Source organism: Chromatiaceae bacterium (genome assembly GCA_016714645.1).
Classification (GTDB): domain Bacteria; phylum Pseudomonadota; class Gammaproteobacteria; order Chromatiales; family Chromatiaceae; genus M0108.
Genome location: JADKCI010000004.1, coordinates 560,600 through 582,086, shown reverse-complemented (window position 1 = coordinate 582,086; position 21,487 = coordinate 560,600). Strand labels below are relative to the sequence as shown.

21 protein-coding genes and 1 pseudogene are annotated in these 21,487 nt (G+C 65.0%); 11 read left to right on the top strand and 11 right to left on the bottom strand.

From position 1 onward, the window contains the following. Positions 1-102: 102 nt before the first annotated feature. Together grpE and hrcA are read right to left on the bottom strand one after the other, a co-directional pair. Entirely contained in the window at positions 103-729 is a 627-nt protein-coding gene (grpE, locus tag IPN92_14600) for a nucleotide exchange factor GrpE (GenBank protein MBK8639433.1), read from the bottom strand. 57 nt (positions 730-786) lie between these two features. Continuing rightward, the gene (gene hrcA, locus IPN92_14595) at positions 787-1,839 is read right to left on the bottom strand and encodes a heat-inducible transcriptional repressor HrcA (protein ID MBK8639432.1); all 1,053 of its coding nucleotides are present in this window, start codon (positions 1,837-1,839) and stop codon (positions 787-789) included. A gap of 156 nt (positions 1,840-1,995) precedes the next feature. Here hrcA and IPN92_14590 point away from each other — a divergent pair. The 3 genes and pseudogenes from IPN92_14590 (at position 1,996) to IPN92_14580 (ending at position 5,204) form a co-directional block, all read left to right on the top strand. Further along, positions 1,996-2,890 (top strand): annotated as a pseudogene (locus tag IPN92_14590) (NAD(+) kinase). Positions 2,891-2,895: 5 nt separating this feature from the next. After that, positions 2,896-4,566: a DNA repair protein RecN gene (gene recN / locus IPN92_14585; GenBank protein MBK8639431.1), complete on the top strand. Its 1,671-nt coding sequence runs from the start codon at positions 2,896-2,898 to the stop codon at positions 4,564-4,566. A gap of 149 nt (positions 4,567-4,715) precedes the next feature. Further along, the gene (locus IPN92_14580) at positions 4,716-5,204 is read left to right on the top strand and encodes an outer membrane protein assembly factor BamE (protein ID MBK8639430.1); all 489 of its coding nucleotides are present in this window, start codon (positions 4,716-4,718) and stop codon (positions 5,202-5,204) included. Positions 5,205-5,301: 97 nt separating this feature from the next. Here IPN92_14580 and IPN92_14575 read toward each other — a convergent pair whose 3' ends face one another. Then, complete coding sequence (locus IPN92_14575) at positions 5,302-5,721, bottom strand: rubrerythrin (GenBank protein MBK8639429.1); 420 nt, start codon at positions 5,719-5,721, stop codon at positions 5,302-5,304. Positions 5,722-5,972: 251 nt separating this feature from the next. Between IPN92_14575 and cpdA the strand changes: the two genes are divergently transcribed. Further along, a complete protein-coding gene (cpdA, locus tag IPN92_14570) occupies positions 5,973-6,773 on the top strand; it encodes a 3',5'-cyclic-AMP phosphodiesterase (protein MBK8639428.1) in 801 nt (266 codons plus the stop codon). 6 nt (positions 6,774-6,779) lie between these two features. Here the strand turns inward: cpdA and sfsA are convergent, their stop codons facing one another. After that, positions 6,780-7,490, bottom strand: a complete 711-nt coding sequence (gene sfsA, locus IPN92_14565) for a DNA/RNA nuclease SfsA (protein MBK8639427.1) — start codon at positions 7,488-7,490, stop codon at positions 6,780-6,782. Positions 7,491-7,520: 30 nt separating this feature from the next. After that, positions 7,521-7,814 (bottom strand): acylphosphatase, encoded by a 294-nt coding sequence (locus IPN92_14560; GenBank protein MBK8639426.1) that lies wholly within the window; start codon positions 7,812-7,814, stop codon positions 7,521-7,523. Positions 7,815-8,046: 232 nt separating this feature from the next. Here IPN92_14560 and wrbA point away from each other — a divergent pair, with 232 nt between their 5' ends. The 3 genes from wrbA to IPN92_14545 all read left to right on the top strand — a co-directional run bounded on the left by wrbA (position 8,047) and on the right by IPN92_14545 (position 10,644). Then, positions 8,047-8,655: an NAD(P)H:quinone oxidoreductase gene (gene wrbA / locus IPN92_14555; protein ID MBK8639425.1), complete on the top strand. Its 609-nt coding sequence runs from the start codon at positions 8,047-8,049 to the stop codon at positions 8,653-8,655. A 13-nt stretch (positions 8,656-8,668) separates the two neighbouring features. Next, entirely contained in the window at positions 8,669-9,424 is a 756-nt protein-coding gene (hda, locus tag IPN92_14550; protein MBK8639424.1) for a DnaA regulatory inactivator Hda, read from the top strand. A 461-nt stretch (positions 9,425-9,885) separates the two neighbouring features. After that, a complete protein-coding gene (locus IPN92_14545) occupies positions 9,886-10,644 on the top strand; it encodes a c-type cytochrome (GenBank protein MBK8639423.1) in 759 nt (252 codons plus the stop codon). Positions 10,645-10,725: 81 nt separating this feature from the next. Here IPN92_14545 and sat read toward each other — a convergent pair whose 3' ends face one another. After that, positions 10,726-11,913, bottom strand: a complete 1,188-nt coding sequence (gene sat, locus IPN92_14540) for a sulfate adenylyltransferase (GenBank protein ID MBK8639422.1) — start codon at positions 11,911-11,913, stop codon at positions 10,726-10,728. A 297-nt stretch (positions 11,914-12,210) separates the two neighbouring features. On the opposite strand from sat, the gene IPN92_14535 reads away from it, so the two are divergent. Then, on the top strand, positions 12,211-12,432 hold the full coding sequence (locus IPN92_14535) for a hypothetical protein (GenBank protein MBK8639421.1): 222 nt from the start codon (positions 12,211-12,213) through the stop codon (positions 12,430-12,432). Positions 12,433-12,484: 52 nt separating this feature from the next. Here IPN92_14535 and IPN92_14530 read toward each other — a convergent pair whose 3' ends face one another. Further along, positions 12,485-13,129, bottom strand: coding sequence for a lytic transglycosylase domain-containing protein (locus IPN92_14530; protein MBK8639420.1), 645 nt, complete (start codon positions 13,127-13,129; stop codon positions 12,485-12,487). 508 nt (positions 13,130-13,637) lie between these two features. Here IPN92_14530 and IPN92_14525 point away from each other — a divergent pair. Beyond that, positions 13,638-14,171, top strand: coding sequence for a DUF882 domain-containing protein (locus tag IPN92_14525; GenBank protein MBK8639419.1), 534 nt, complete (start codon positions 13,638-13,640; stop codon positions 14,169-14,171). A 96-nt stretch (positions 14,172-14,267) separates the two neighbouring features. Here the strand turns inward: IPN92_14525 and IPN92_14520 are convergent, their stop codons facing one another. From IPN92_14520 to IPN92_14510, 3 genes are all read right to left on the bottom strand, one after another. Continuing rightward, on the bottom strand, positions 14,268-16,136 hold the full coding sequence (locus tag IPN92_14520) for an AAA family ATPase (protein ID MBK8639418.1): 1,869 nt from the start codon (positions 16,134-16,136) through the stop codon (positions 14,268-14,270). Continuing rightward, positions 16,133-16,336 (bottom strand): hypothetical protein, encoded by a 204-nt coding sequence (locus tag IPN92_14515; GenBank protein ID MBK8639417.1) that lies wholly within the window; start codon positions 16,334-16,336, stop codon positions 16,133-16,135. The genes IPN92_14520 and IPN92_14515 overlap by 4 nt, the downstream gene beginning before the upstream one ends. Before the next feature lie 99 nt (positions 16,337-16,435). After that, on the bottom strand, positions 16,436-18,262 hold the full coding sequence (locus tag IPN92_14510; protein MBK8639416.1) for an RNB domain-containing ribonuclease: 1,827 nt from the start codon (positions 18,260-18,262) through the stop codon (positions 16,436-16,438). Between the two features lie 103 nt (positions 18,263-18,365). Here IPN92_14510 and IPN92_14505 point away from each other — a divergent pair, with 103 nt between their 5' ends. Next, the gene (locus tag IPN92_14505) at positions 18,366-19,397 is read left to right on the top strand and encodes a folate-binding protein YgfZ (protein ID MBK8639415.1); all 1,032 of its coding nucleotides are present in this window, start codon (positions 18,366-18,368) and stop codon (positions 19,395-19,397) included. 97 nt (positions 19,398-19,494) lie between these two features. Here the strand turns inward: IPN92_14505 and IPN92_14500 are convergent, their stop codons facing one another. Then, a complete protein-coding gene (locus IPN92_14500; protein MBK8639414.1) occupies positions 19,495-20,514 on the bottom strand; it encodes an NAD(P)-dependent alcohol dehydrogenase in 1,020 nt (339 codons plus the stop codon). Between the two features lie 129 nt (positions 20,515-20,643). Here IPN92_14500 and IPN92_14495 point away from each other — a divergent pair, with 129 nt between their 5' ends. Next, positions 20,644-21,351: a Crp/Fnr family transcriptional regulator gene (locus tag IPN92_14495; GenBank protein MBK8639413.1), complete on the top strand. Its 708-nt coding sequence runs from the start codon at positions 20,644-20,646 to the stop codon at positions 21,349-21,351. Positions 21,352-21,487: the final 136 nt, after the last annotated feature.

Sequence of the window (21,487 nt, the reverse complement as noted above, 5' to 3'; positions counted from 1 at the left end):
GCGCGCGCCTATTGCCGCGTCAGGTGGGGTCGAGACCCCGAAAGTTTCAAGATAGAAAGCTGTTTTAGCGAACCCCGGTTACCGGGTGGCCCAAGACCTCGCTCATGCCGCGCTCGATACAATGACCATGGCGGGACGCACCAGGCGGCCATTGAGCACATAGCCCTTCTGGATCACGGTCGCCACGCTGTTGGGCGCCAGGTCGGGCCGGGGCTGGATGGTGATGGCCTGGTGATACTCCGGATTGAAGGGCTCGCCCGTGGGGTCGAGACGCTCGACGCCAAAGCGGGTCATGACATCCGCCAGCTGCTTGAGGGTGAGGTCCGTGCCCTCCCGCAATTTGGCCAGGTCCGCCGTCTCCAAACGCGCGGCCTCCAAGGCCAGCTCCAGACTGTCGCGCACCCCGACCAGATCCTTGACGAAGCTGTCGAGGGCATACTTGTGAGCCTTTTCCAGCTCGCTGGCATGGCGCCGTCGCAAATTCTCCATCTCGGCGCGGGAACGCAGGAGTTGATCCCAATGATCGTCCGCCCTGGAACGGGCATCCTCCAGCAGGCTGGTCAGATCTCCGCCCGTTCCCGCCGCTGGGGCGGGCGCCGAACTGGCGGCCTGGGTGGCCCCCTCGAAAGGATTCGGCTCCCCCTGGGCCTCGGCATCGGCCTCGACAACAGGCTCGGCCGGGGTCTCGGCCACCTCGCCAGGTTGAACCTTTTCCTCTTCCACTGCCATTGTCACCTCCCGATTGGGTTTTGGGGTGCTTAGCCCCGGGAATCCGTCAATTCAAAGTTAACCGTGCTTGAGAGCCGCGCCCAGCAGGCGCGCCGTGACATCCACTATGGGGATGACGCGGGAGTAATTCATGCGCGCCGGGCCAATAACGCCGAGCACCCCGATCACCTTGCCGTCGATCTGGTAGGGCGCGCTCACCAGGCTGCAGCCCCCCAGCAACTCGTAGCCGGACTCCTCGCCGACGAAAATCTGGACGCCCTCGGCCGCGAGACAGCGATCGAGCAGGTGCAGGATCTGACGCTTCTCGGCGAAGGCCTCGAACAACTGTTTGAGCCGGTCCATGCTCGCGAGCTCGGAAAATTCCATTAAATTGGTTTGTCCCGCCACGCAGAGGTCGTCTTTATCCTTGTCCTCGGCCACTTCTACCACCTGCCGCGCCAGTTCCACCGCCTGGCGCATCAGGCGATCCATATGGTCATGGGTGTGGCGCATCTCGTCCAGTAACCGATGACGCACCTCCCGCAAGTCGCGGCCCGTGAACAGGCTATTGAGGTAGTTGGCCGCCTGTTCCAACTGAGAGGGCGAATAGCGTTCATCGGTGTGAATGACGCGGTTATGCACCTCGCCCTCTTCCGTGATCAGGATGGCCAGCACCCGGTCGCCGGACAGGGGCAGAAACTCGATCTGGCGGAAGGCGTTGCGCTCGCGACGGGGCAGCATCACCACCCCGGCGAGGCGGGTCACGCCCGAGAGGACCTGGGAGGCCGTCGTGATCAGGGCCGGGGAGTCGTCCAGGGCGGTAAAGCGCCGGCGCATCTCGTCCACCTCGGTCTCCGCCGGGGGCCGCACCGTCAGCAGGGTGTCGAGGAAGAGGCGGTAGCCCGAGACCGTCGGCACCCGGCCCGAGGAGGTGTGGAGGGAAGACACCAGGCCCAGATCCTCCAGGTCGGACATGACATTGCGCACCGTGGCCGGACTCAGCTCCAGCCCGGTGTCCTTCGCCAGGGTACGGGAACCCACGGGCTGTCCATCCCGGATATAGCGTTCCACCAGGACCTTGAGAAAATGCAAGGCCCGATCGCTGACCGGATTGTCACTCTTTGCCGTCAACTTGCGCCCCTCGGAAACCCGACTACGCGCGACTGCGCAACCTCCGACCCTATTAGCACTCCCTGTGGGCGAGTGCTAAGGATAGCAATTTAGGGATTGCCAATCGGGCTGTCAAGGTTTACGCCAAGGTCCCTTTCGGCGATGATCGCGCGCATCATGTCCTCCCAGCCCCCGTTCCCCACCATCGGCGTCATTGCCAAGCAGGGCGAGACCCCCGAAACCCGGCTCGTGGTCGCGCGCCTGGCCCGCTACCTGCGCCAGCGCGGGCCGCAAGTCTGCTTCGACCCCTTGGCCGCCGCCCTTGCCAGCGTGGGGAAACCTGGGGTACTGACTGCCACGGAGATGGGCCAGCATTGCGACCTGGTCATCACGGTGGGCGGGGACGGTACCCTCCTGGGTGCCGCTCGCGCCCTGGCTAGCTCGGGGGTGCCCCTGCTGGGTATCAACCTGGGCCGGCTGGGCTTTCTTGCGGATGTCCTCGGACGCCATCGAAACCTGCCTGGACGCCATCCTCGCTGGGGATTTCGATGCGGAGGAACGCTCGCTGCTTTCGGCACGGGTGAACGAGAAGCCGCCCGTCCTGGCGCTCAACGACGTGGTGATCCACAAGTGGAACACGGCGCGCATGATCGAACTGGAGACCCGCATCGACGGCGTCTTTGTCAATCTTCAGCGCGGGGATGGCATCATCGTCTCGACCCCCACAGGCTCCACCGCCTATGCCCTGTCCGGTGGCGGCCCCCTAATCCACCCGGCCCTGGACGCCATCGCCCTGGTGCCCATCTGCCCCCACACCCTGAGCAACCGGCCGCTGGTGGTGGCGGGGTCCAGCCGGATCGCCATCCGGGCCCCCAGTCGCGCCGATCAGGGCCATATCATCGTGACCTGCGATGGTCAGACCGACGTCTTCCTGACCGCCGAGTCCCGCGTCCTCATCGAGCGCGGACCGCACCCGATCCGCCTGCTGCACCCCAAGGGTCACGACCACTTCGGAATCCTCCGCGCCAAACTCGGCTGGGGCGGTCATCCAGCCGGACCTTCCTTGGAGTAAGCCCAATGTTGAGCCATCTCCTCATCCAGGATCTGGCCGTCGTCAGTCAACTGGAACTCGAACTGGGGGCCGGCATGACGGCCCTGACCGGCGAGACCGGGGCTGGCAAGTCTATCCTGATCGACGCCCTGGGGCTGGCCCTCGGCGACAAGGCGGACGCCGGCTTGATCCGTAACGGCGGCGAACGCGCCGAGGTGGCGGCCGGCTTCGACCTGGACGACGTCGCGCACGCGCGTGCCTGGCTGGAGGAGCAGGACCTGGCCGATGGGGGCGACTGCGCCATCCGTCGCGTCCTGCCCCCCTCCGGGCGTTCCCGGGCCTACATCAACGGCCGCCTCGCCAGCAGTGGTCAGCTGCAGGCCCTGGGCGAGCGCCTGGTCGATATCCATGGCCAGCACGCTCACCAATCCCTGCTGCGCCCGGCGGCCCAACGGGAGCTGCTGGACGGCTATGCCGGTCATCTGGGTCTGGCGCGTGAGGTGGCGGGGCTCTTCCGCGACTTCCGCGCCCTCGACGAGCGGTTGCGCAACATCGAGACCCAGGGGGCGGAGCGGGCAGCGCGCCTCGACCTGCTGCGTTTCCAGGTGGGAGAACTCGAGGTCCTGGGGCTGAGCGCCGAGGACATCGACGAACTGGACCGGGAACAACGACGCCTGGCCAATCTGGGTCTGCTCCAGGGCACCGCGGGGCGGCTACTGAACAGCCTGTATGACGGCGAGGCCGCCATTTGCGACCAGCTCGGCCGGGCCGAGAGCGATCTCGGGGGGCTGCTGAGTTGCGACGAACGCCTGGGGGAAATCCGCGACCTGGTCGCCGGGGCCGCCATCCAGGTAGAGGAGGCCGCCTCGGGCCTGCGGCAATACCTGGATGGGCTGGAACTGGACCCGGCACTGCTGGAGCAGGTCGAGACCCAGCTCGCCCTGATTCATGACCTGGCGCGCAAATTCCGCATCCAGCCCCGCCAGATCCCGGAGACCCTGGAGCGTCTGCGCGCTGAACTGGCGGCCCTGGAGGGTGATGAGGTATCGGTCGATGCCCTGGCCCAGGAGCGGGATGCCGCCTGGGACCGCTTCCTGGACCAGGCCATGACCCTCAGCGCGCGGCGGACCCAGGCCGCGGCCCGGCTCTCGGCGACCGTCACCGCCTCCATGGCGGAGTTGGGCATGAAGGGCGGCCGCTTCGAGGCCAGCACCCTGCGCGGCGAGGCGGCTGCCGCCGGCATACAGGGCCTGGATCGGGTCGAGTTCCTGGTCAGCGCCAATCCCGGCCAGCCCCTGCAGCCCCTGGCCAAGGTCGCCTCCGGCGGCGAGCTGTCGCGCATCAGCCTGTGCATCCAGGTCGCCACCGCCGAGTGTGCCGCCATCCCCACCCTGGTCTTCGACGAGGTGGATGTGGGCATCGGCGGGGCCGTGGCCGAAATCGTCGGCCGTCTCCTGCGCGCCCTGGGCACCAAACGGCAGGTGCTGTGCGTGACCCACCTACCCCAGGTCGCGGCCCAGGCCCATCATCATCTGTTGGTGCGTAAGGAGAATCGGGACGGCCAGACCTACACCCACATCGCCCACCTGGGGCCCGAGGCGCGGGTGGACGAGATAGCGCGCATGCTCGGGGGTGCCACCATCACGGAGAAGACCCTGGCTCACGCCCGGGAGATGATCGAGCGGGCGGCGGCCTGAATACCTACCGACCGCGGGCCCGGCCGGCTTGATCCGATGGTTTTCCCAGCCCGGGCACCGGTGATACGCGGATTACTTCCCATCGGCTCCATAGGCTGGGTTATCATTTCCCCCTTAAATCGGCGTCCGCCTGGGTAAAGACCATTTAGATGCAAAAGCTTCCCATTTTACTGACCTTGGGCGCGGGCCTGGTGCTGGGCGGTTGCGCCAAAAATCCGGACGGCGCGCCCCAATACCGCGAATCGCCGCTTAATCGGCTGCCCTTCGTCTATCAGATGACCATCCAGCAGGGCAATATCATCACCGAGGATATGGTCGATCGGCTCGAACCCGGCATGACCCGCAACCAGGTGCGCTATCTGCTGGGCACACCCATGCTCGTGGACATCTTCCACGGTGACCGCTGGTACTACACCTATACCATCCGCCAGGCCCACCAGGAGATGGAGAAAAAGCCGCTGGTCGTCCACTTCGAGGGCGACGTCATGACGCGGGTTGATGGCTTCCTCACGCCCAATCCCGCGCGGGCGGCGGGGCGAGAGCCCGAGGAGGTGATCGTGGAGGTGCCGGACTGGCAAGGGGATGCGGGCATAGTCCAAAAGACGCTAAAGGCCTTGGGCGTCGAGGATCATCAGTAGAGTTGGCCGCCGGCGAAGCCTTAGGCGCCGGAGCTGGAACAAAAACTTTAAAGGGCGCCGAAGCGCCCCTTAACATGTCGTAGGGACTGACTAGCGCTTAGGCGTCGAGAGTGTCCAAGGCCTTCTTGAAGCGGTTGGCGTGGGAACGCTCCGCCTTCGCCAAGGTCTCGAACCAGTCGCCAATCTCGTCAAAGCCTTCCTCACGCGCAGTCTTGGCCATGCCGGGGTACATGTCGGTGTACTCATGGGTCTCGCCGGCGATGGAGGCCTTGAGGTTATTGCTAGTGCCACCGATCGGCAGGCCAGTGGCGGGATCGCCGGAGGCCTCCAGGTATTCCAGGTGACCATGGGCGTGACCCGTCTCGCCCTCGGCGGTGGAGCGGAAAACGGCCGCGACGTCGTTGTAGCCCTCGACATCCGCCTTGGCGGCGAAGTAGAGGTAACGGCGGTTAGCCTGGGATTCGCCCGCGAAGGCCTCTTTCAAGCAACCTTCGGTCTTGCTGCCCTTGAGTTCCATACTTGTCTCCAATGGTGGGGATGATGGGCGAGTGATTCGCCCGGATGAAGGCAAGATAGCCCCGACAGGCGTTGGTAGCAATAGTTTCTATCAATAGTCAAGATAGCCTGAGCCAATCACTGCCGGAGTCCGGCCGGTCCATCCCGCAGGGCCCCGGTTTCAGGCGGCCCTTAGCGGTCTCGCCCAGAACCCGACCTGCGCACAGAATAGCGGTTGATCCCTAACCCACCCCCCGTTTCGAAGGAGCGCCCATGTCTCGCCACGTCACTCAGCGCCTGCTACAAATCTCGGACCCGCACCTCTTCGCGGACCCGGAGGGGGATCTGCTCGGCCAGAGAACCCGCCTCACCCTGGAAGGGGTGCTAAATTTAGCTGGTGCCAAATTTGGCGCCCCCGATCGGGTGCTGCTGACCGGTGACCTGACCCAGGATGCCAGCCCGGCCGCCTACCGTTATCTGGCGGACCGCTGCGGGCGGCTGGGACTGCCCTGCCACGCCCTGCCAGGCAATCACGATGACCCCGCGGAGATGGCGCGGAGCCTGGGCGCTGGCCCTATCGATCTTTCTCGCCGAATCGATTGCGGCCCCTGGCTTCTGATTATGCTGGACTCGACCCTGGAGGGTAAGGAGGGGGGTCATCTGACCGCGGACTCGCTGCGCCGGCTGGCCTCGGCCCTGGCCGCCAGACCCCAGGCGCCGACCCTGCTGGCCCTGCACCATCAGCCGGTGCCGGTGGGCAGTCCCTGGCTGGATGAGATCGGCCTGAACAATGCCGAAGACCTCTTCGCCATTCTCGACCACCAGCCCCAGGTCCGGGGCCTGGTATTCGGCCATATCCACCAAGCCTTCAGCGCCGAACGTAACGGGGTGGCCCTGCTCGGGGCACCTTCCACCTGCATCCAGTTCCTGCCCGGGAGCCAGGACTTTGCCCTGGATGCGGCCACGCCGGGCTTCCGCTGGCTTGAACTCCACCCGGATGGCGGGATCTACACGGGCATCGAGCGTATCGCGGACTATCCGGACCCCCTCGATCTTAGCGGCGCGGGCTATTGAGGCCCATCAATCGAGATCCACCGGCAGGCTCTCACCCACCTCGATACCCTCCGCCGTGTGGCGCAACCGGATAGCCAGGGGCTCGACACCCGCCGCCACGACCTGGCGCAACTGATCGGCATAGCGGGGATCCACGGACCTGGCGGGGGCAAAGCGCTGGCCCTCGGGCCGGTTGATGGCGAAGAGGATGACGGCCCGGTAACCCTCGCCCACGGCGGTCTGGAGCAACATCAGGTGCTTGAGCCCGCGTTCGCTGACGGCGTCCGGAAACAGTACCCGCTTCCCGGCAAGCAGGGTCACGTTCTTGATCTCCACCAAGACGGCGAGTGTCGTGCCCGCGAAGAGGGCGATATCCAGTCGACCCGACTCCCGCCCGGCGGGGGCATAGGTCAGTTCCCGGCGTATCCGCGAGTAACCGGCCAGGGCCGGGACGAGGCCAGCGGCAATGCCCTCGGCGAGGACGGCGTTGGGGCGCCCGGTATGGACGCCGATCCACCCCTGGCCCATATCGACCCGCTCCAGGGTCCAGGCCAGACGCCGCCGCGGATCATCGCTGTGACTGAGTTGCACCGGTGCACCCGGCGCCCAACAGCCGGTCATGCGACCCGTGTTGGGGACATGGGCGGTGACCAGGGTGCCGTCCGCCAACGCCACGTCGGCAAGGAACCGCTGGTAACGGCGCAGGATGCACCCATCAACCAGGGGTGGCAGTCGCACGGGGGTCGGGATCGCCGGGGAGGCCAGGGCTCAGCGGGTCGAGAAACCGCTCAGGGACTGGCAGGGCACGAATTCGCTGGTGACGGCGGTGACCTGGGCCTGGGGCGGGCCCACGCGCAGCCAGTCACGGAGTTGGTCCAGGGCCGGGGCCGGACCGCAGGCCAGAACCTCGACGCGGCCATCGGGAAGATTGCGGGCGTAACCGGTGAGTCCCAGGCGCAGGGCCTGCTCGCGCGTCGAGGCGCGAAAAAAGACCCCCTGCACCCGACCCGCCACCAGGCAGCGCAGCCCGATTGGAGCGGTCTTCCCCTCTTGCTGGATCATGGTCCGCTCCCCAAATGTTGAACAGGATGCTCGCGCACCGCGCCTGGACGGGGTGGATTGTCCTGGCAAGCAGCCAGGAGGGCAAGGGGATCCTCTCAACCGGACCCTCTCATCCTGGGATTGAACAGGCCAGGACGCTTGGGCCGCGGGGCCTGCGCCCCTTAGAATGCCCTCACCCGGCCCCGGAAGGCCTCGCCGACCTCGGCCCCATCCTAACCCGAGAAGTCCCCCCATGCCCTACATCCTGATTCTCTACTACAGTCGTCACGGCGCCACGGCGGAGTTGGCGCGCCTCATCGCCCGGGGGGTCGAGGAGATATCGGGCATTGAGGCCAGATTGCGCACGGTCCCGGCGGTTTCCGCGGTCTGCGAGGCCACCGAGGACAGCGTCCCTCCCACCGGGGCGCCCTACGCCACATCGGACGACCTGCGGCATTGCCTCGGCCTCGCCCTGGGCAGCCCGACCCGCTTCGGCAACATGGCTGCGCCGGTGAAATACTTTCTCGACGGCACCAGCTCGCTGTGGATGGCCGGCGCCCTCATCGGCAAGCCCGCCGCGGTCTTCACCTCCACCTCCAGCCTGCATGGTGGCCAGGAGACCACCCTCCTGACCATGATGCTCCCGCTGTTGCACCACGGTATGCTAATCCTGGGTCTGCCCTACAGCGAGACGGACCTGCTGCGCACCACCAGCGGCGGCACTCCCTACGGGCCCAGCCACCTAGCCGGTGGCGAGAGCAACCAACCCCTGACCGAGGAGGAAAAACGCCTCTGCCAGGCCCTGGGCCGGCGCCTGGCCGGCGTGGCCCTTGCCCTGGTAAGGGGGCGCGCCAGCCACTGAGCGGACGAAGCAGATGGGACCCGAAGGGGCGCAGCAGGAGGGGCCAAGGGGCGGTGGGCTGGGTGCACAGTTGCCCCTGGCCCTCGACAAGCGACCCGAGCTGGATTTCTCCGAGTATCTGCCCGGGCCTAACGCCGAGGTGGTAGCGGCCATCCTTGCCTGGGCTCAGGCAACCCCGGGGGCGGAGGGCGAGCGCTTCCTCTACCTCTTTGGTCCTCCTGGCACCGGCAAGACCCACCTGCTCCAGGCCGCCTGCCAAGCCGCGCGGGAGGCCGGACTAGCCTCGGCCTACCTGCCCCTGGACCATCCGGGGCTAGACCCCGCCATCCTGGATGAACTGGAAAGCCTGGACCGCATCGCCCTCGACGCCCTGGAGGCCATAGCAGGTATTCATGCCTGGGAACAGGCCCTCTTCCACCTCTACAACCGGCTACGCCAGGCCGAGCGAGGCCTGCTGGTCGCCGCCAGGAGGCCGACCGCCGAAGTGGGGGTTCAGCTCCCGGACCTGGTCTCGCGCCTGGCCTGGTGCCCCGCCTACCGGCTCAAGCCCCTTGACGAGAAGGGCTGCGCGGAGCTGCTGCGCCAAGGGGCACAAGGGCGTGGGCTGCCCCTCGGCGAGGAGGCCATCGCCTACCTCCTCAAGCACTGCCCCCGTGAACCCGGCTACCTGCTCGCCCTGCTCGGCGAACTCGATCAGGCCAGTCTTGCCCATAAGCGCCGCCCGACCTTACCCCTGATCCGCGACCTGCTCGGCAGCCGCGAACCCTGAAAACCGGCAGCAAAGGAGGAATTGCCCACAGGGCCTAGCCATCCGAGTCACTGGATGTCAAGAGCCTTGCAACTCTTTTTTAGGACTATTTAACTTATTGTTTATCAATATGTAATGTTAATTGGCCAGAAAGTTGCCAACACCGCCCCAGCCCTTAAGCGACGGGCCTTCCCGGAGATTCACCAACCCTTGTCTACAGACTTATCCACAGTCGATGGGGATAAGCCTCCCCTTCCCCACGGACCGAGGTTCCGTTCAAGGGGCCTTGCGTCAGCCTAAAACTCGCGTTATTGTCACAATATAGAAATAATTCCCCCGACCTAGCATCGCGGGGAGACGCCCACCCACCCCCCTTCTGCCCCTTCCCAAGCGTTTTCGCCTTCCCAGGGCCTAAGCAATCAGGGGAGAGCAAGGGGATCACCGATGGCACGGCCGGCGGCACCCACCCAGGAGGAATACCCATGAATCCCTGTCTTGTCCTTACGCTCACCCTCGCCCTTGGCCTGACGGCCAGCTCCCCCCTCCTGGCGGATGACCCGGAAACCGCCGCCAAGGAGGTGAATGAAGCCCTGCATCTCAACCCCAATCTGGAAAACGGCCGAAAGGTCTATCTCATCTGCTCCGTCTGCCATCAACCGGAGGGCTGGGGCAGCGTGGACGGCGCCTATCCCCAGATCGCCGGCCAGTACGCCTCGGTGACCATCAAGCAACTCGCCGACATCCGGGCGCGCAATCGGGACAACCCGACCATGCTGCCCTTTACCATGTCAAAAACCCTCTCGATCCAGGACATTGCCGATGTCAGCGCCTACATCGAGCATTTCCCCATGGACCCGCACAACGGCATGGGCCCCGGCACGGACCTGAAGCTCGGCAAGCGTCTCTATGCTGAAAACTGCGCGGAATGCCACGGTGACCGTGGCCAGGGGATCCCCGAGAAGCACATGCCCATGCTCCAGGGGCAACACTATCGCTACTTGCTACGCCAGTTCGAATGGATCCGTGACGGCAAGCGCCGCAATGCGGACCAGGAGATGGTCAAGCAAATCCAGGGCTTCAGCAGCCGCGACATAGCCGCCATCATGGATTACACCTCCCGCCTGGAACCGCCACTGGAGATGGTCGCCCTGCCGGGCTACGTCAATCCTGACTTTCCCAGCTTCTGGCGTCCCCGGGTTTCCATGGTTACTAAACCCGTGGAGAGAGTGGCGGAACGTTAGCTCTTTCCCACCCCATGATAGGGGTAGTCGTCACGGCTCAGGCGGGGCCGGAAAGCCCCGCCTGAGCCCAGGGTTTGGGGATTACTGCAAGGATTGATAATAATCCATGAGGATCTTGGCCACCTCGGGACGCGAAAACTCCTTGGGCGGGGCAACGCCACTACCAAGCAGTTCACGCACCTTGGTGCCGGACAGGAGTACGAAATCCTCCTTGGTGTGATCCGGGGCCTCGCGCATCATGACCACCCGACCCAGCTTCTTGGACCAGGCGGTGTGATCAGCCTTGAAGATTTCGATATCGAGGGCGCCCTCGGGCACCTCCTCATCGAAAATGGTCTGGGCATCAAAGGCGCCGTAGTAATCACCCACGCCCGCATGATCGCGACCGATGATGAAATGGGATGCGCCCATGTTCTGGCGGAAGTAGGCGTGCAGCACGGCCTCGCGGGGACCCGCATAGAGCATATCGAAGCCGTAGCCAGTGACCATAGCGCTGTTCGACTTGAAGTAGAGCTCGACCATCTTGCGGATGGAGGCATCGCGCACGGGAGCCGGGATATCGCCCGGCTTGAGCTTGCCCAACAGCATGTGGATGACCAGGCCGTCGCAATTCAGCCGGTCCATGGCCATGTGGCACAGCTCTTCGTGAGCGAGATGCATGGGGTTGCGGGTCTGGAAGGCGACGACGCGCTGCCAACCGCGTTCGGCGATCTCGTGGCGAATCTCCACCGCGGTGCGGAAGGTATCCGGGAAGTCATCCTGGAAATAGGAGAAGTGCAGGACCTGGATGGAGCCGGAGACAGCGAAGCGGCCCTGGCTGTTGAAGGTGGCCACGCCCGGGTGTTCGCTATCGCTAGTGCGATAGACCTTCTCGGTCATGAAGGCCATCTGTCCGTCGCTAACCTCCTCGATGGTCTCCACCTCCATGACCGCCAGGACCGGATGGCCATCCATGTTAGGGTCGCGCAGGGCGATACGGCTGGCACCACGGATGGCCGCGACGTCTTCCAGCAGGCACATCACCGGCACGGGGAAGAAGGAGCCATCGGTCAGACGCATCTTCTCGCAGGTACCCATGGCGTCGGCGACATTCATGAAGCCCTTGAGGGGGGTGAAGTAGCCGCCACCCATCATGACCGCGTTGCCCGCCGCCTGGGAGCTGATAACCACCGAGGGCAAGGACTCGGCCTCGCGCATCAGGCGATGGTGCTGGTCTGGGTCATATACGAACAGGGGTTTGAGCTCGTCGGAACCGACTGGTCTGATCATCTTCTGCCTCTCCTGATCGCCCCCGCGCCGCGTTCCGGACCCCTGTCCGATCAGCCGGTGAGCTTGTTGTTGGAAAACCTCAATGGCGCTTTTCGCCGGATTCTTGGCCGCTCCGCCAGATACCGGCTCCGGGCTGGGCGCGACACTGGGAAAGTTACCACAGCGACCAGGCTTCCCCAAGCCTCGTATACGGCATTAGGGCACCCTGCCTCCATCCCGCCGCGGCGGCGGGCCAGCGGTCGCGGCCTCCATGGGCTAAAATCCTACCCCTTAACCTCCCATTGAGAGCGCCTTGTCATGCCCTACTTCATTTACCAGAAAACCGAGAAACCGCTGACCCTGTCCCATATCGCCACCCAGCAGGCCTACCAGGAGGCCAAGGAAATGGTGCGCGCCCTGCGCCAGGATCACCCCCTCTCCGGGGACGCCGCCTATCGCATGATCTTCGCCAAGAGCATGGGGGAGGCGGAGAGACTGCTCTCCACCCCAAGGGACGAGCGGGTGATCGGCGAGGATTAAAGGCGAAGGGCCGGCTGGAGCCCCGGTGCCAGTCGCGCGGCGATGGTCTCGTTCAGCCCTTGTTGGCCGAGGTACGTTCGGCCCACAGAAACTGGAGGACCTTCCGCACATAGCGTTGGGTCTCGGGATAGGGTGGTATGCGATTGCCATATTGCGCCACGGCGTTCTCGCCTGCATTGTAGGCCGCCAGGGCCAGTTGCAGATCGTTTCCGAACAAGTTGAGCAATTCGCGTAAGTACCGGGCGCCGCCTCGCAGATTCTCGGTGGGGTCCTCGATATTCTGTACCTGGTAGCGGGCGGCGGTAGCCGGCATCAACTGCATGAGACCGGTGGCGCCAGCGGGAGAGACGGCGCTGGCGTTGTAGGCCGACTCGGCGCGAACCACGGCATGCAGGAGCTCCGAATTAACTCTTTCCTGACCCGCGATCAGTTCGATGGTGCGCTCGTAGCGGGCGCGCCGGGCGGAAAGTTTGGCCGGGGACGGCTCGACCAAGGTGCGGCTCTGGCCCATGGCCACCACCCTGGCATTCTTCTCCGTGGCGATTTTGTTCGCATCCCGCTTCCACTCGAGTTTCAGATCCTTACCCTGAAGGGGAGAGTCGGTGAAATAGATCTTGCCGGCCGAATCGACGTATTTATAGACGTCCGCCCCACCAGGCAGGGGCAAAAGCAGCAGGAGCAGAATGAGTCCGCGCATGGCGCCTCGTGACTTCCCAAAATTAAACAAGGGATTGCGATCCAGTCGAGGATCGGCGAATCATTCATCCTACACCCTACCCTAGCGCAAAAGCTACTCCCAAGCCCAGCCGGCAGCCCCGGACAGCCCTTTGGGGCTGTCTCTTGCGTCCTGCGGGGCGGTAGTAATTAGGAGACAAAGGGTGGTAATCAGGGAGCGCATTAAGTACTTTTCCCCGAAAAGTTGCGTAAATGCAACCGATGGTAATAATAAGACGCCCACGGGATTTATCCCCTGGGCATTTTGTCATCCTACTCTCTTGGTTGAATATTTCTGATTGCATGGCGCGGAGGTCATTATTGGGGAATCGGAATTTCAATCATCCGTTCGTCGCAAGCAGGCGACAAATCGAATGAATGACACGAATGCCATGCCTCGGAAAATAATCATAATTTTGTTGCATGACGGGGTTTTATTCTTATAATCGCGCCCATCATCACATTCACCTGACGACGATGGGGGTCACTGCATGAACCGGAGATATTTTCTCGGCCTAGCCCTTTCCGCCGCAACGGCACCCGCCTTCGCCAAGTTTAACGCCCGAGAAGATACTCGCGTCCTCAACCTCCGCCACGTCCATACCGACGAAAAATTACGCATAGCCTACCGCGTTGGCGACAGCTACCGGCGAGATGCCCTGGCCAAGCTCAACCACTTCCTGCGGGATCATCGTACCGATGAAACCACCTTCATGGACCCCAAGCTTTTCGACTTGATCTATGATTTGCAGACCCGGGTTAATAGCCAGGAATGCGAGATCGATGTCTATAGCGCCTATCGCTCCCCCCGCAGTAACGCCATGCTTCGCCAGGCCTCCAAGCGGGTCGCGCGCAACAGTCTCCATATCACGGGTCAGGCACTGGATGTCAGCTTCGTAGGCTGTGGTAATGCCAGTCTGCGCGAGGGCGCTATTTCTCTGAGCCGGGGCGGGGTGGGTTACTACGGCAACTCCAGCAGCTTCGTCCATCTGGACACGGGGCCGGTGCGTACCTGGCGTTCCTGATAAGGTTATCCCCTCCCCCGTCGCTGTTTAACAATCAAGCCGCGACGGGATAAACCTCCGCCTTAGCGGAGTTCCTTCGGCAGTCCCCATCTTCCCTCAAAGCGTCTCGGGAAAACCGACCGTCAAGGTGTCGGGGTGTTGACCGCAGGCAATCTCCAGACCGATGGGGGAATCCTGGGGAAAGCGCTGGGCGACGATCCAGTACTGGGTAAGGTCACCCCCCAGCTCCGACAGATTTTTCAAGGCTCCGCGCATGCGGCGGCTATCGAAAAAGGCAAAGGGTTCATCGAGAAAGACGAACTGGTCGTCGCGAACCAGCCGCGCCACCAATTCCTGGGATAGGCCAAGGCGCAGGGCCAGCATGATCTGGCGCTGAGTACCATTGGAGATCTCGTCCAGGTCCAGTAGATTGCGCTTATCCCCCGAATAAACCCGGACTTGCAACCCCTCGTCCACCTCAAGGAATTCGTAGCGGCCCTCGGTAAATTGCGGTAGGGCATGGCTCACCATGTCGCGCAACCCTTCGCTGAAGCGGCGGGACAGGTCGCGTGCCGCCCCCTCCAGGAGTTCCTTCGCGAGCCGCCGAGTAGCGAGCCAGTCTTTATCCAGGGCGATGCGCTTCCCGATTTCCGCCAACTCCCGCGTCAAGTCGCGGTGACGCAGACCCTCTGCCCGCAGTCGCTCCAATACCGCCTCCACGGCGGCCCTCAAGGCGGCAAGCCGGGCGAGATCGCGCTTGATCCACACGGCCTCATGTTCCAGGGCGCTACCCACCTCCTGGGCCGTGGCCTCCAGCAGGAGGATGCGCTGGCGCAGGCGGGCACGCCGCTCCACATCTGGCCGGTCGATGAAGACCGCTGTCGCCTCGTCCGCCCCTCCCTGACCCAAGGCACTGAGCAACCGTGCCGGCAGGGGTTCTAGCGCATCCAGCCGATCCAGCTCCTGGGCCAGACGCCGTGCCCGAGACCGGCGGCGGCGCATCCCTAGGGCCAGCAAGGCCAGCCAGAGCCAGAACAGCAGCAGCAGCCCACCCAGGATCACCTCGACCGTCAGCACGACCGTGTGCGGGGTCAGTCCGGTCTCGGCGATCAAGCCCTCCAGCCAGGTCAGCAGCAGCGGGATGGGCCAGGTATCCGGCTGGAAGCGCAGCAGGCCCCAGACCGTCCCCACCGCCAGGACGGCCAGAAGAGCTATATTCGAGAAGAGGCCCGCCAGGGCACGGCGCGCACCGTGGGATCCGAGGCCCCGGTAGGCCTGGCTGTATTCATCGCTGGCGGTCTGGAGGGCGGGCAGACGCTCGGCGAGACGCTCCTCCCGCTCGGCGATCTCCACAAGGTTGAGTTCCAGGGCCTGGAGCCGCCCCGACTCGGGGGAAATCCGCCCCAACTCATCCCTCAGGGCACCTTGCTGCTTGTGCAGGGATGCCTGGGCCGCCTCGGCCTGGCCAATCTCTTCGCCCAGGCCGCTGGCGCATTCCTCTAGGGGCGCTGCACCCACCATGGCGCGCACGGCGGGGCTGCGGGGATGGGGCGAGCCAATCTCCCGTTGCGCCAGATAGAAGGTCTCGACAAAATCGTCGAAGCCATAGCCAAGCAGGCGGGTGACAGCCTCGGTAACCCCGGTGGCCCGTGCCAGTGGCCCGTCGGGGCCATCGACCAGGATCAGGCGCGCTGACTGCTCGCCATCCCGGGCGAGATGGCGACTGACCTCGTAGTTGCGGCCCTTGACGCGAAACCGCAGGGTGACCGCCCCCTCGCCCGCGCCCCAGTGCACCAGCTTGCCGATACGGTCCTCGGCGAGGGAGAAGGTCCGGCCAAAGAGGGCGAAGCAAATGATCTCGCCGATGGCGCTTTTGCCACTCTCATTGTCACCGCTGAGGGCAATGATGCCGCGCTCCGGCAGATCCGTCAGGCGCAGGCGCCGGTAGCGATGCAGACACTCGGCCTTGATGCGCAGAATGATCATGAATGCCTCTCCCCCGCCGACTCCAGGGCCTGGAGCCGCTCTAGGGCCAGGTCCAGTGCGGCCTGAAAGCGCTTCTCGTCCAGGCCATCGACCGTGTCGCGGCGCCGTTCCCGCTCCGCCGCGCCATAGGCGGCGAAGACGAGGCTGGGGCGATCGAGGGGTTCATCCTGGGTCTTGCGGCTGAAGGGAAGCTTAATCATGAGCTGGCCTCGTGAGCCGTGCCGGAAGCGGACGCGGCGATAGGGACTATTGTCGGCTATTTTCCGAACGGGGCAAAGCCGAGACCGGGAGTCACGTCCTCACTCCCGGACCCGGAAGCGGCAATCCAGTGCCGGCAGGTCCACCTCCCGGGGCGAGACGCGCAGCGGGCTATTGAGAGCAGGATCACCCTGGAGGCGCACCCGGGTCTCTAGAGCCAGGTCCGGGATCAGGAGGACATGCTTGCGTTCGTCCCGGTCCACCACCAGGGCCTCGCCCCACCAGTCGGGATGATCACGCAGCCAGACCAACTTCCAGTGCTGATTGGACAACCGCTCGCTCCGGCGGATCGCCACCGCCACAGCCTCGGCCTCACCCACCCGCGCCGCCACGGCCTGAGCCTCGATCAGGACCTCGCCCCGCAGCCAGGCGCGAAGCTGCTGGTGGACCAGGAGATCGGAATAGCGCCTCAGGGGGCTAGTGGCACGGGTATAGATGGGCAAGCCCAGGCCGAAATGAGGCGCCGGTTCGCCCACCAGGCGCGAGGGCTTAAAGTGGCGACGGTAGGCGTACATGCCCGCCAAATCCGTGGGCTGCTCCACCTTGTCCGGGGCCGGCTGGGTGACATAGGGGATGGGGATGCCCTGATCGCGACAAAAAGCGGCCACCGCCTCGCCGGCCATGAGCATGGCGTCCATGACCAGGGCCCGGCTACGCAGTCGCGGCAGGGGCCGGATGACCACCTCCCTGTCGCGCACCCGCAAGCTCACCTCCGGCAGTTCGATGCTGGCGGCGTCATTGGCCTGCCGGCGCTGACGGAACCGCTCGACCAGTACCCCCATGGCGGCGAAAGGCGGTTCTTCGAGACGGCCCTCGGCCACTTCGTAACTCAGACGCTCCACCCTGACCCAGGTCCGCTGGATGGTCACGTCGCTGATCTCGCCCGCCTCATCGCAGCCGAAACCAAAGGAGAGGGCCGGCGATATCTCCTGAAGGCCGAGACCCAACCGCTGGGTGATGGCGAGGGGCAGCATGTTCACCATGCGCTCCGGCAGATACTGGTTCCCGCCCCGGGCGCGGGCCTCGCGGTCCAACTCACTGTCGGGGGGAATCAGGGCGGCCACGTCGGCGACATGGACCCAAAGCCGGTCGTCCTCCAGGCTCAAGGCATCGTCCGGGTCCTGGTTACCCTCGTCGTCGATGGCAAAGGCCGGGAGATGGGTGAGGTCCAGGCGTTCCTCTTCCGGGAGCTGACCCACCGGCAAGCGGGGGTCTTCCTCGGGCAGGCCGTGACGAGCGGGATAGGGATTATGCTCCGGAGCCCAAAAACCAAACTGGATCAGGGCACGATGGGCGTTCTCGGGCGTTTCCGCGTGCCCCAGGGCCTTGAGGATACGGCTGTGTTCGGACCGGCCCCAGGCCAGACGCGCCACCTCCGCCAGGCGCTCGGCGTCCTCGGGCAGGGGCTGGCGGGCCGTCAGACGCGCCAGAAAGTCCGCCCAGTCCCGGGCCGCGGTCTCCTTGGCGCCGCGATGGGCCTGGTCGGCCTCTACCTGCTGGCGGGACCGGGCCTGAATCTCCTCCGGGGTACCAGTGAACCAAAGTCCCTCCGCCACCAGCCGCCAGGCCGCCCAGGCGGAGGCCGGCGTGAAGGTTCCGTGGAGCAGTTCCGCCAACTCCCGCAACTGGGTCGTGCCGCCCTCCAGCAGCTCCCATGCCTCCGCGAAGGCGCCTTCCCCCTGGGTGAGTTCGTTGAGGTTGCGCAAAGGGCCGGGGTGTAGCAGGTCGATATCCTTGAGACGCACCCGCTTGACCTCGCCCTTGTCGAGCCCGATCTCGATTTTCTCGCCCAAGCTCAGGACCCGAGCCGGGTGGCCCTTATAGAGCACCAGGCTGTCGACCCGGAGATTCGCTTGATGAATACTCAATTCTAAGATTGCCGTCACGGTTGGATTGGAAATTCTCGCTCTTCGCTATGATATACCGGTTGCGACCCGCCCCGGACACCATCGAAACGGAGACCCCATGACTATGAACGAACAGTGGCGAGATTTTCTGCGGACCCGCTCGGCCCGGATCGATGACCTGGGCCAGGCCCAGTTTCCCGACGCCCCGCCCGCCGGCGCCGCCCTCGCCCTCTGCGATCTGAGCCACCTGGGCCTGATCGCGGTCACGGGAGAAGACGCCACCCACTTTCTGCAAGGCCAGTTCACCAACGACATCCGGCTGGTCACCACCACTCACACCCAACTCAGCAGCCATTGCACCCCCAAGGGACGCATGCTGGCCAACTTCCGCGTCTTGCGCCTGGACGAGACCACCTACCTGCAACTCCCGCGGCCGCAACTTGACATGCTGCTCAAACGGCTGCGGATGTATGTCCTGCGCGCCAAGGTGGTACTGACCGATATCTCGGACGACTTCGTCACCCTGGGGCTGAGCGGCGACCAGGCCCTGGAACGCCTGGCGGCGCTGTTCCCAGCCCTACCCGAGCAGGCCAACGACCTGACCCGTCACGGCGAGCTGACACTGATCCGCCTGGCCGGCCCCACCCCGCGCTTCCAGATGCTGGGGCCGGTCACGGCCATGATGTCCCTCTGGGATACCCTGGCCGCCACGGCGACCCCGGTCAACGCCGCCCACTGGACCCTCCTCGATATCCGCGCCGGCATCCCGACTATCCATCCCGGGACCCGCGAGGCCTTCGTGCCCCAGATGGCCAACATGCAACTCATCGATGGCGTCAGCTTCACCAAGGGTTGCTACACGGGGCAGGAGATCGTGGCACGCATGCAGTATCTGGGGAAGCTCAAGCGCCGCCTCTACCTGGGCGAGGTAACCGCGGAGCATATGCCCCGGCCCGGGGACGAGGTGTTCTCGCCCATCAGCGACTCCGCCCAGACCGCCGGCACCATCCTGGAGGCCTGCGCCCTCGGCGATGGCCGCTACGAGGTCTCCCTGGTGGTGGAGATCGCCGCCTTCAAGGATGGCCGGGTCGCCCTGGCGGAGTCAGGGCCACTTCTGAAACTTCGGGAGCCGCCCTACGGCCTCCCCGCGACCTGACCGACCCTACGCAGACGAGGAACCTTTTGGATGTGCGTCTGGTGCCTTGCCTGCCGCGCTCCGCCGCCGCGCCAAAGACAACCGGAACGCCCGCCGCCTAGCCCGCGCAGTCCGCATCCAGGACGATCCGGTACCGCGCCTTGCCGGCGCGCAGATGCTCCAGGGCCTCGTTCACCGCGCTCATGGGAAAATGTTCCACCTGGGGCAGAACCTGGTGACGGGCGGCGAAGTCGAGCATGGTGGCGATGGCGCTCGGCGAACCGGTGGGAGAGCCGGAAATACTCTGCTGGCCCCCCAGGAGGGACATGGCGCTGACGGGCATCGGCTCCAGGAGGGCGCCGACCAGATGGAGACGGCCCTTGGGCGCCAGGGTCCCCATCACGGCCTTCCAGTCCAGGGGCACATTGACTGTGTCAATCACCAGGTCCAGGGACCTGACGATAGCGCGCAGGGCGCGGCTATCCTGGCTGGAGACCACCCGGTGGGCGCCAAAAGCCAGGGCCTCCTCGCGCTTGGACTCGCTCGAGGTGAAGGCGGTGACCTCGCAGCCCCAGGCCCGTAGAAACTTCAGGGCCATGTGGCCCAGCCCGCCAATGCCGATCACACCCACCCGCGCCGTCGGCGGGATGCCGTGGAGCAGGAGGGGGGCGAAGACGGTGATACCGCCGCACAGCAAGGGGCCCGCAGCGGCGCCATCAAGGGTCGCGGGCAGGGGGATTGCCCAGGCCCAGTGGCTGCGCAGGCGGTCCGCGAAACCGCCATGGCGGCCGACGATGGTCCCCTGGGCCTCGCCACAAAGGTGGTGATCCCCGGACAGGCAGATATGACAGTGCATGCAGCTTCGCGCCGTCCAGCCGATGCCGACGCGCTGTCCCAGGGCTAAGCCGGCGACCTTGTCCCCCAGGGCGACAATGCGCCCTACCGCCTCGTGCCCTGGCACAAAGGGATAGCGAGTGATGCCCCAGTCATTCTGGAGCATGGAGAGGTCGGAATGACAGATGCCGCAATACTCGACAGCTATCTCGACCTGATCCGCGCCCAAGGGGCCCGGATCGTAGGCAAAGGGCTGACAGGCGCCCCCCGCGGCGGTGGCGGCCCAGGCATTGACGAGACTCATGACTTTCTCTCCCGTTCACGTCCAGATGGTTTAAAAGAAGAATCTTACACCCCTTGGGCGTGCATTTTTTCGGTTAAACTTGAACCAATTGCTTTCGCTGAACTTGATAGACGCAGCCGAATAAACGCCATGGTTAAAAACGTCACAATGCGCGAGGCATGGTCCGGCGAGGCCGATTGCCGCAATTGTTCCCTCCGGCACACGGTCCTGTTCGCGGGCCTGACGGAGGCGGATTTCGAGAAGATCCACGATCCCATTGATCAGTTCTCCCTCAAACCCGGAGCCTGCCTGTACCACGCCGGCGACCGGGGCGAATACCTCTTTACGGTGCGCACGGGCGCCCTCAAGCTGGTCCAGTACCTGCCGGATGGGAGCCAGCGCATCGTCCGTCTGGCCCGCTCCACCGATGTCCTCGGCCTGGAGGCCATCCTCGAGGCCTCCTACCAGCACGAGGCCGTGGTCCTGCAGCCCACGGAGGTCTGCCGCTTCCCGGCCCGGGTGGTCAAGGCCCTGGGGGCCGAAAACCCCCGACTGCACACCGAACTCATGTCCCGCTGGCAACGCGCCCTCTCGGAGGCCGATGCCTGGCTGACGGAACTCTCGACCGGCTCCGCCCGCCAACGTGTCGCCCGCCTGTTGTTGCGGCTGGTGCGCGACCGGGAAAGCAGCGAGTGCGACCTCTTCGGCCGCGAGGACATGGGGGCCATGCTCGGCATCACCACCGAGACTACCAGCCGCACCATCGCCGAGTTCAAACGCCAAGGCCTGTTGGTCGATCTCAGCGCCAACCGCTTCCTGCTCGACATCCCCAACCTCCACCGGGTCGGCGGAGACTAAGGGACCCTCCAGCAGCCACCGCCAGGGCCGCCCAGCATCGGGTTTACCGGGCGCGGCATCGCCAGAAAACGCCTGCCCCCCTCCCGGGCTCCCGACCCTCCCTCCCAAGCCGCCGATGACACCACCACCCCATCGC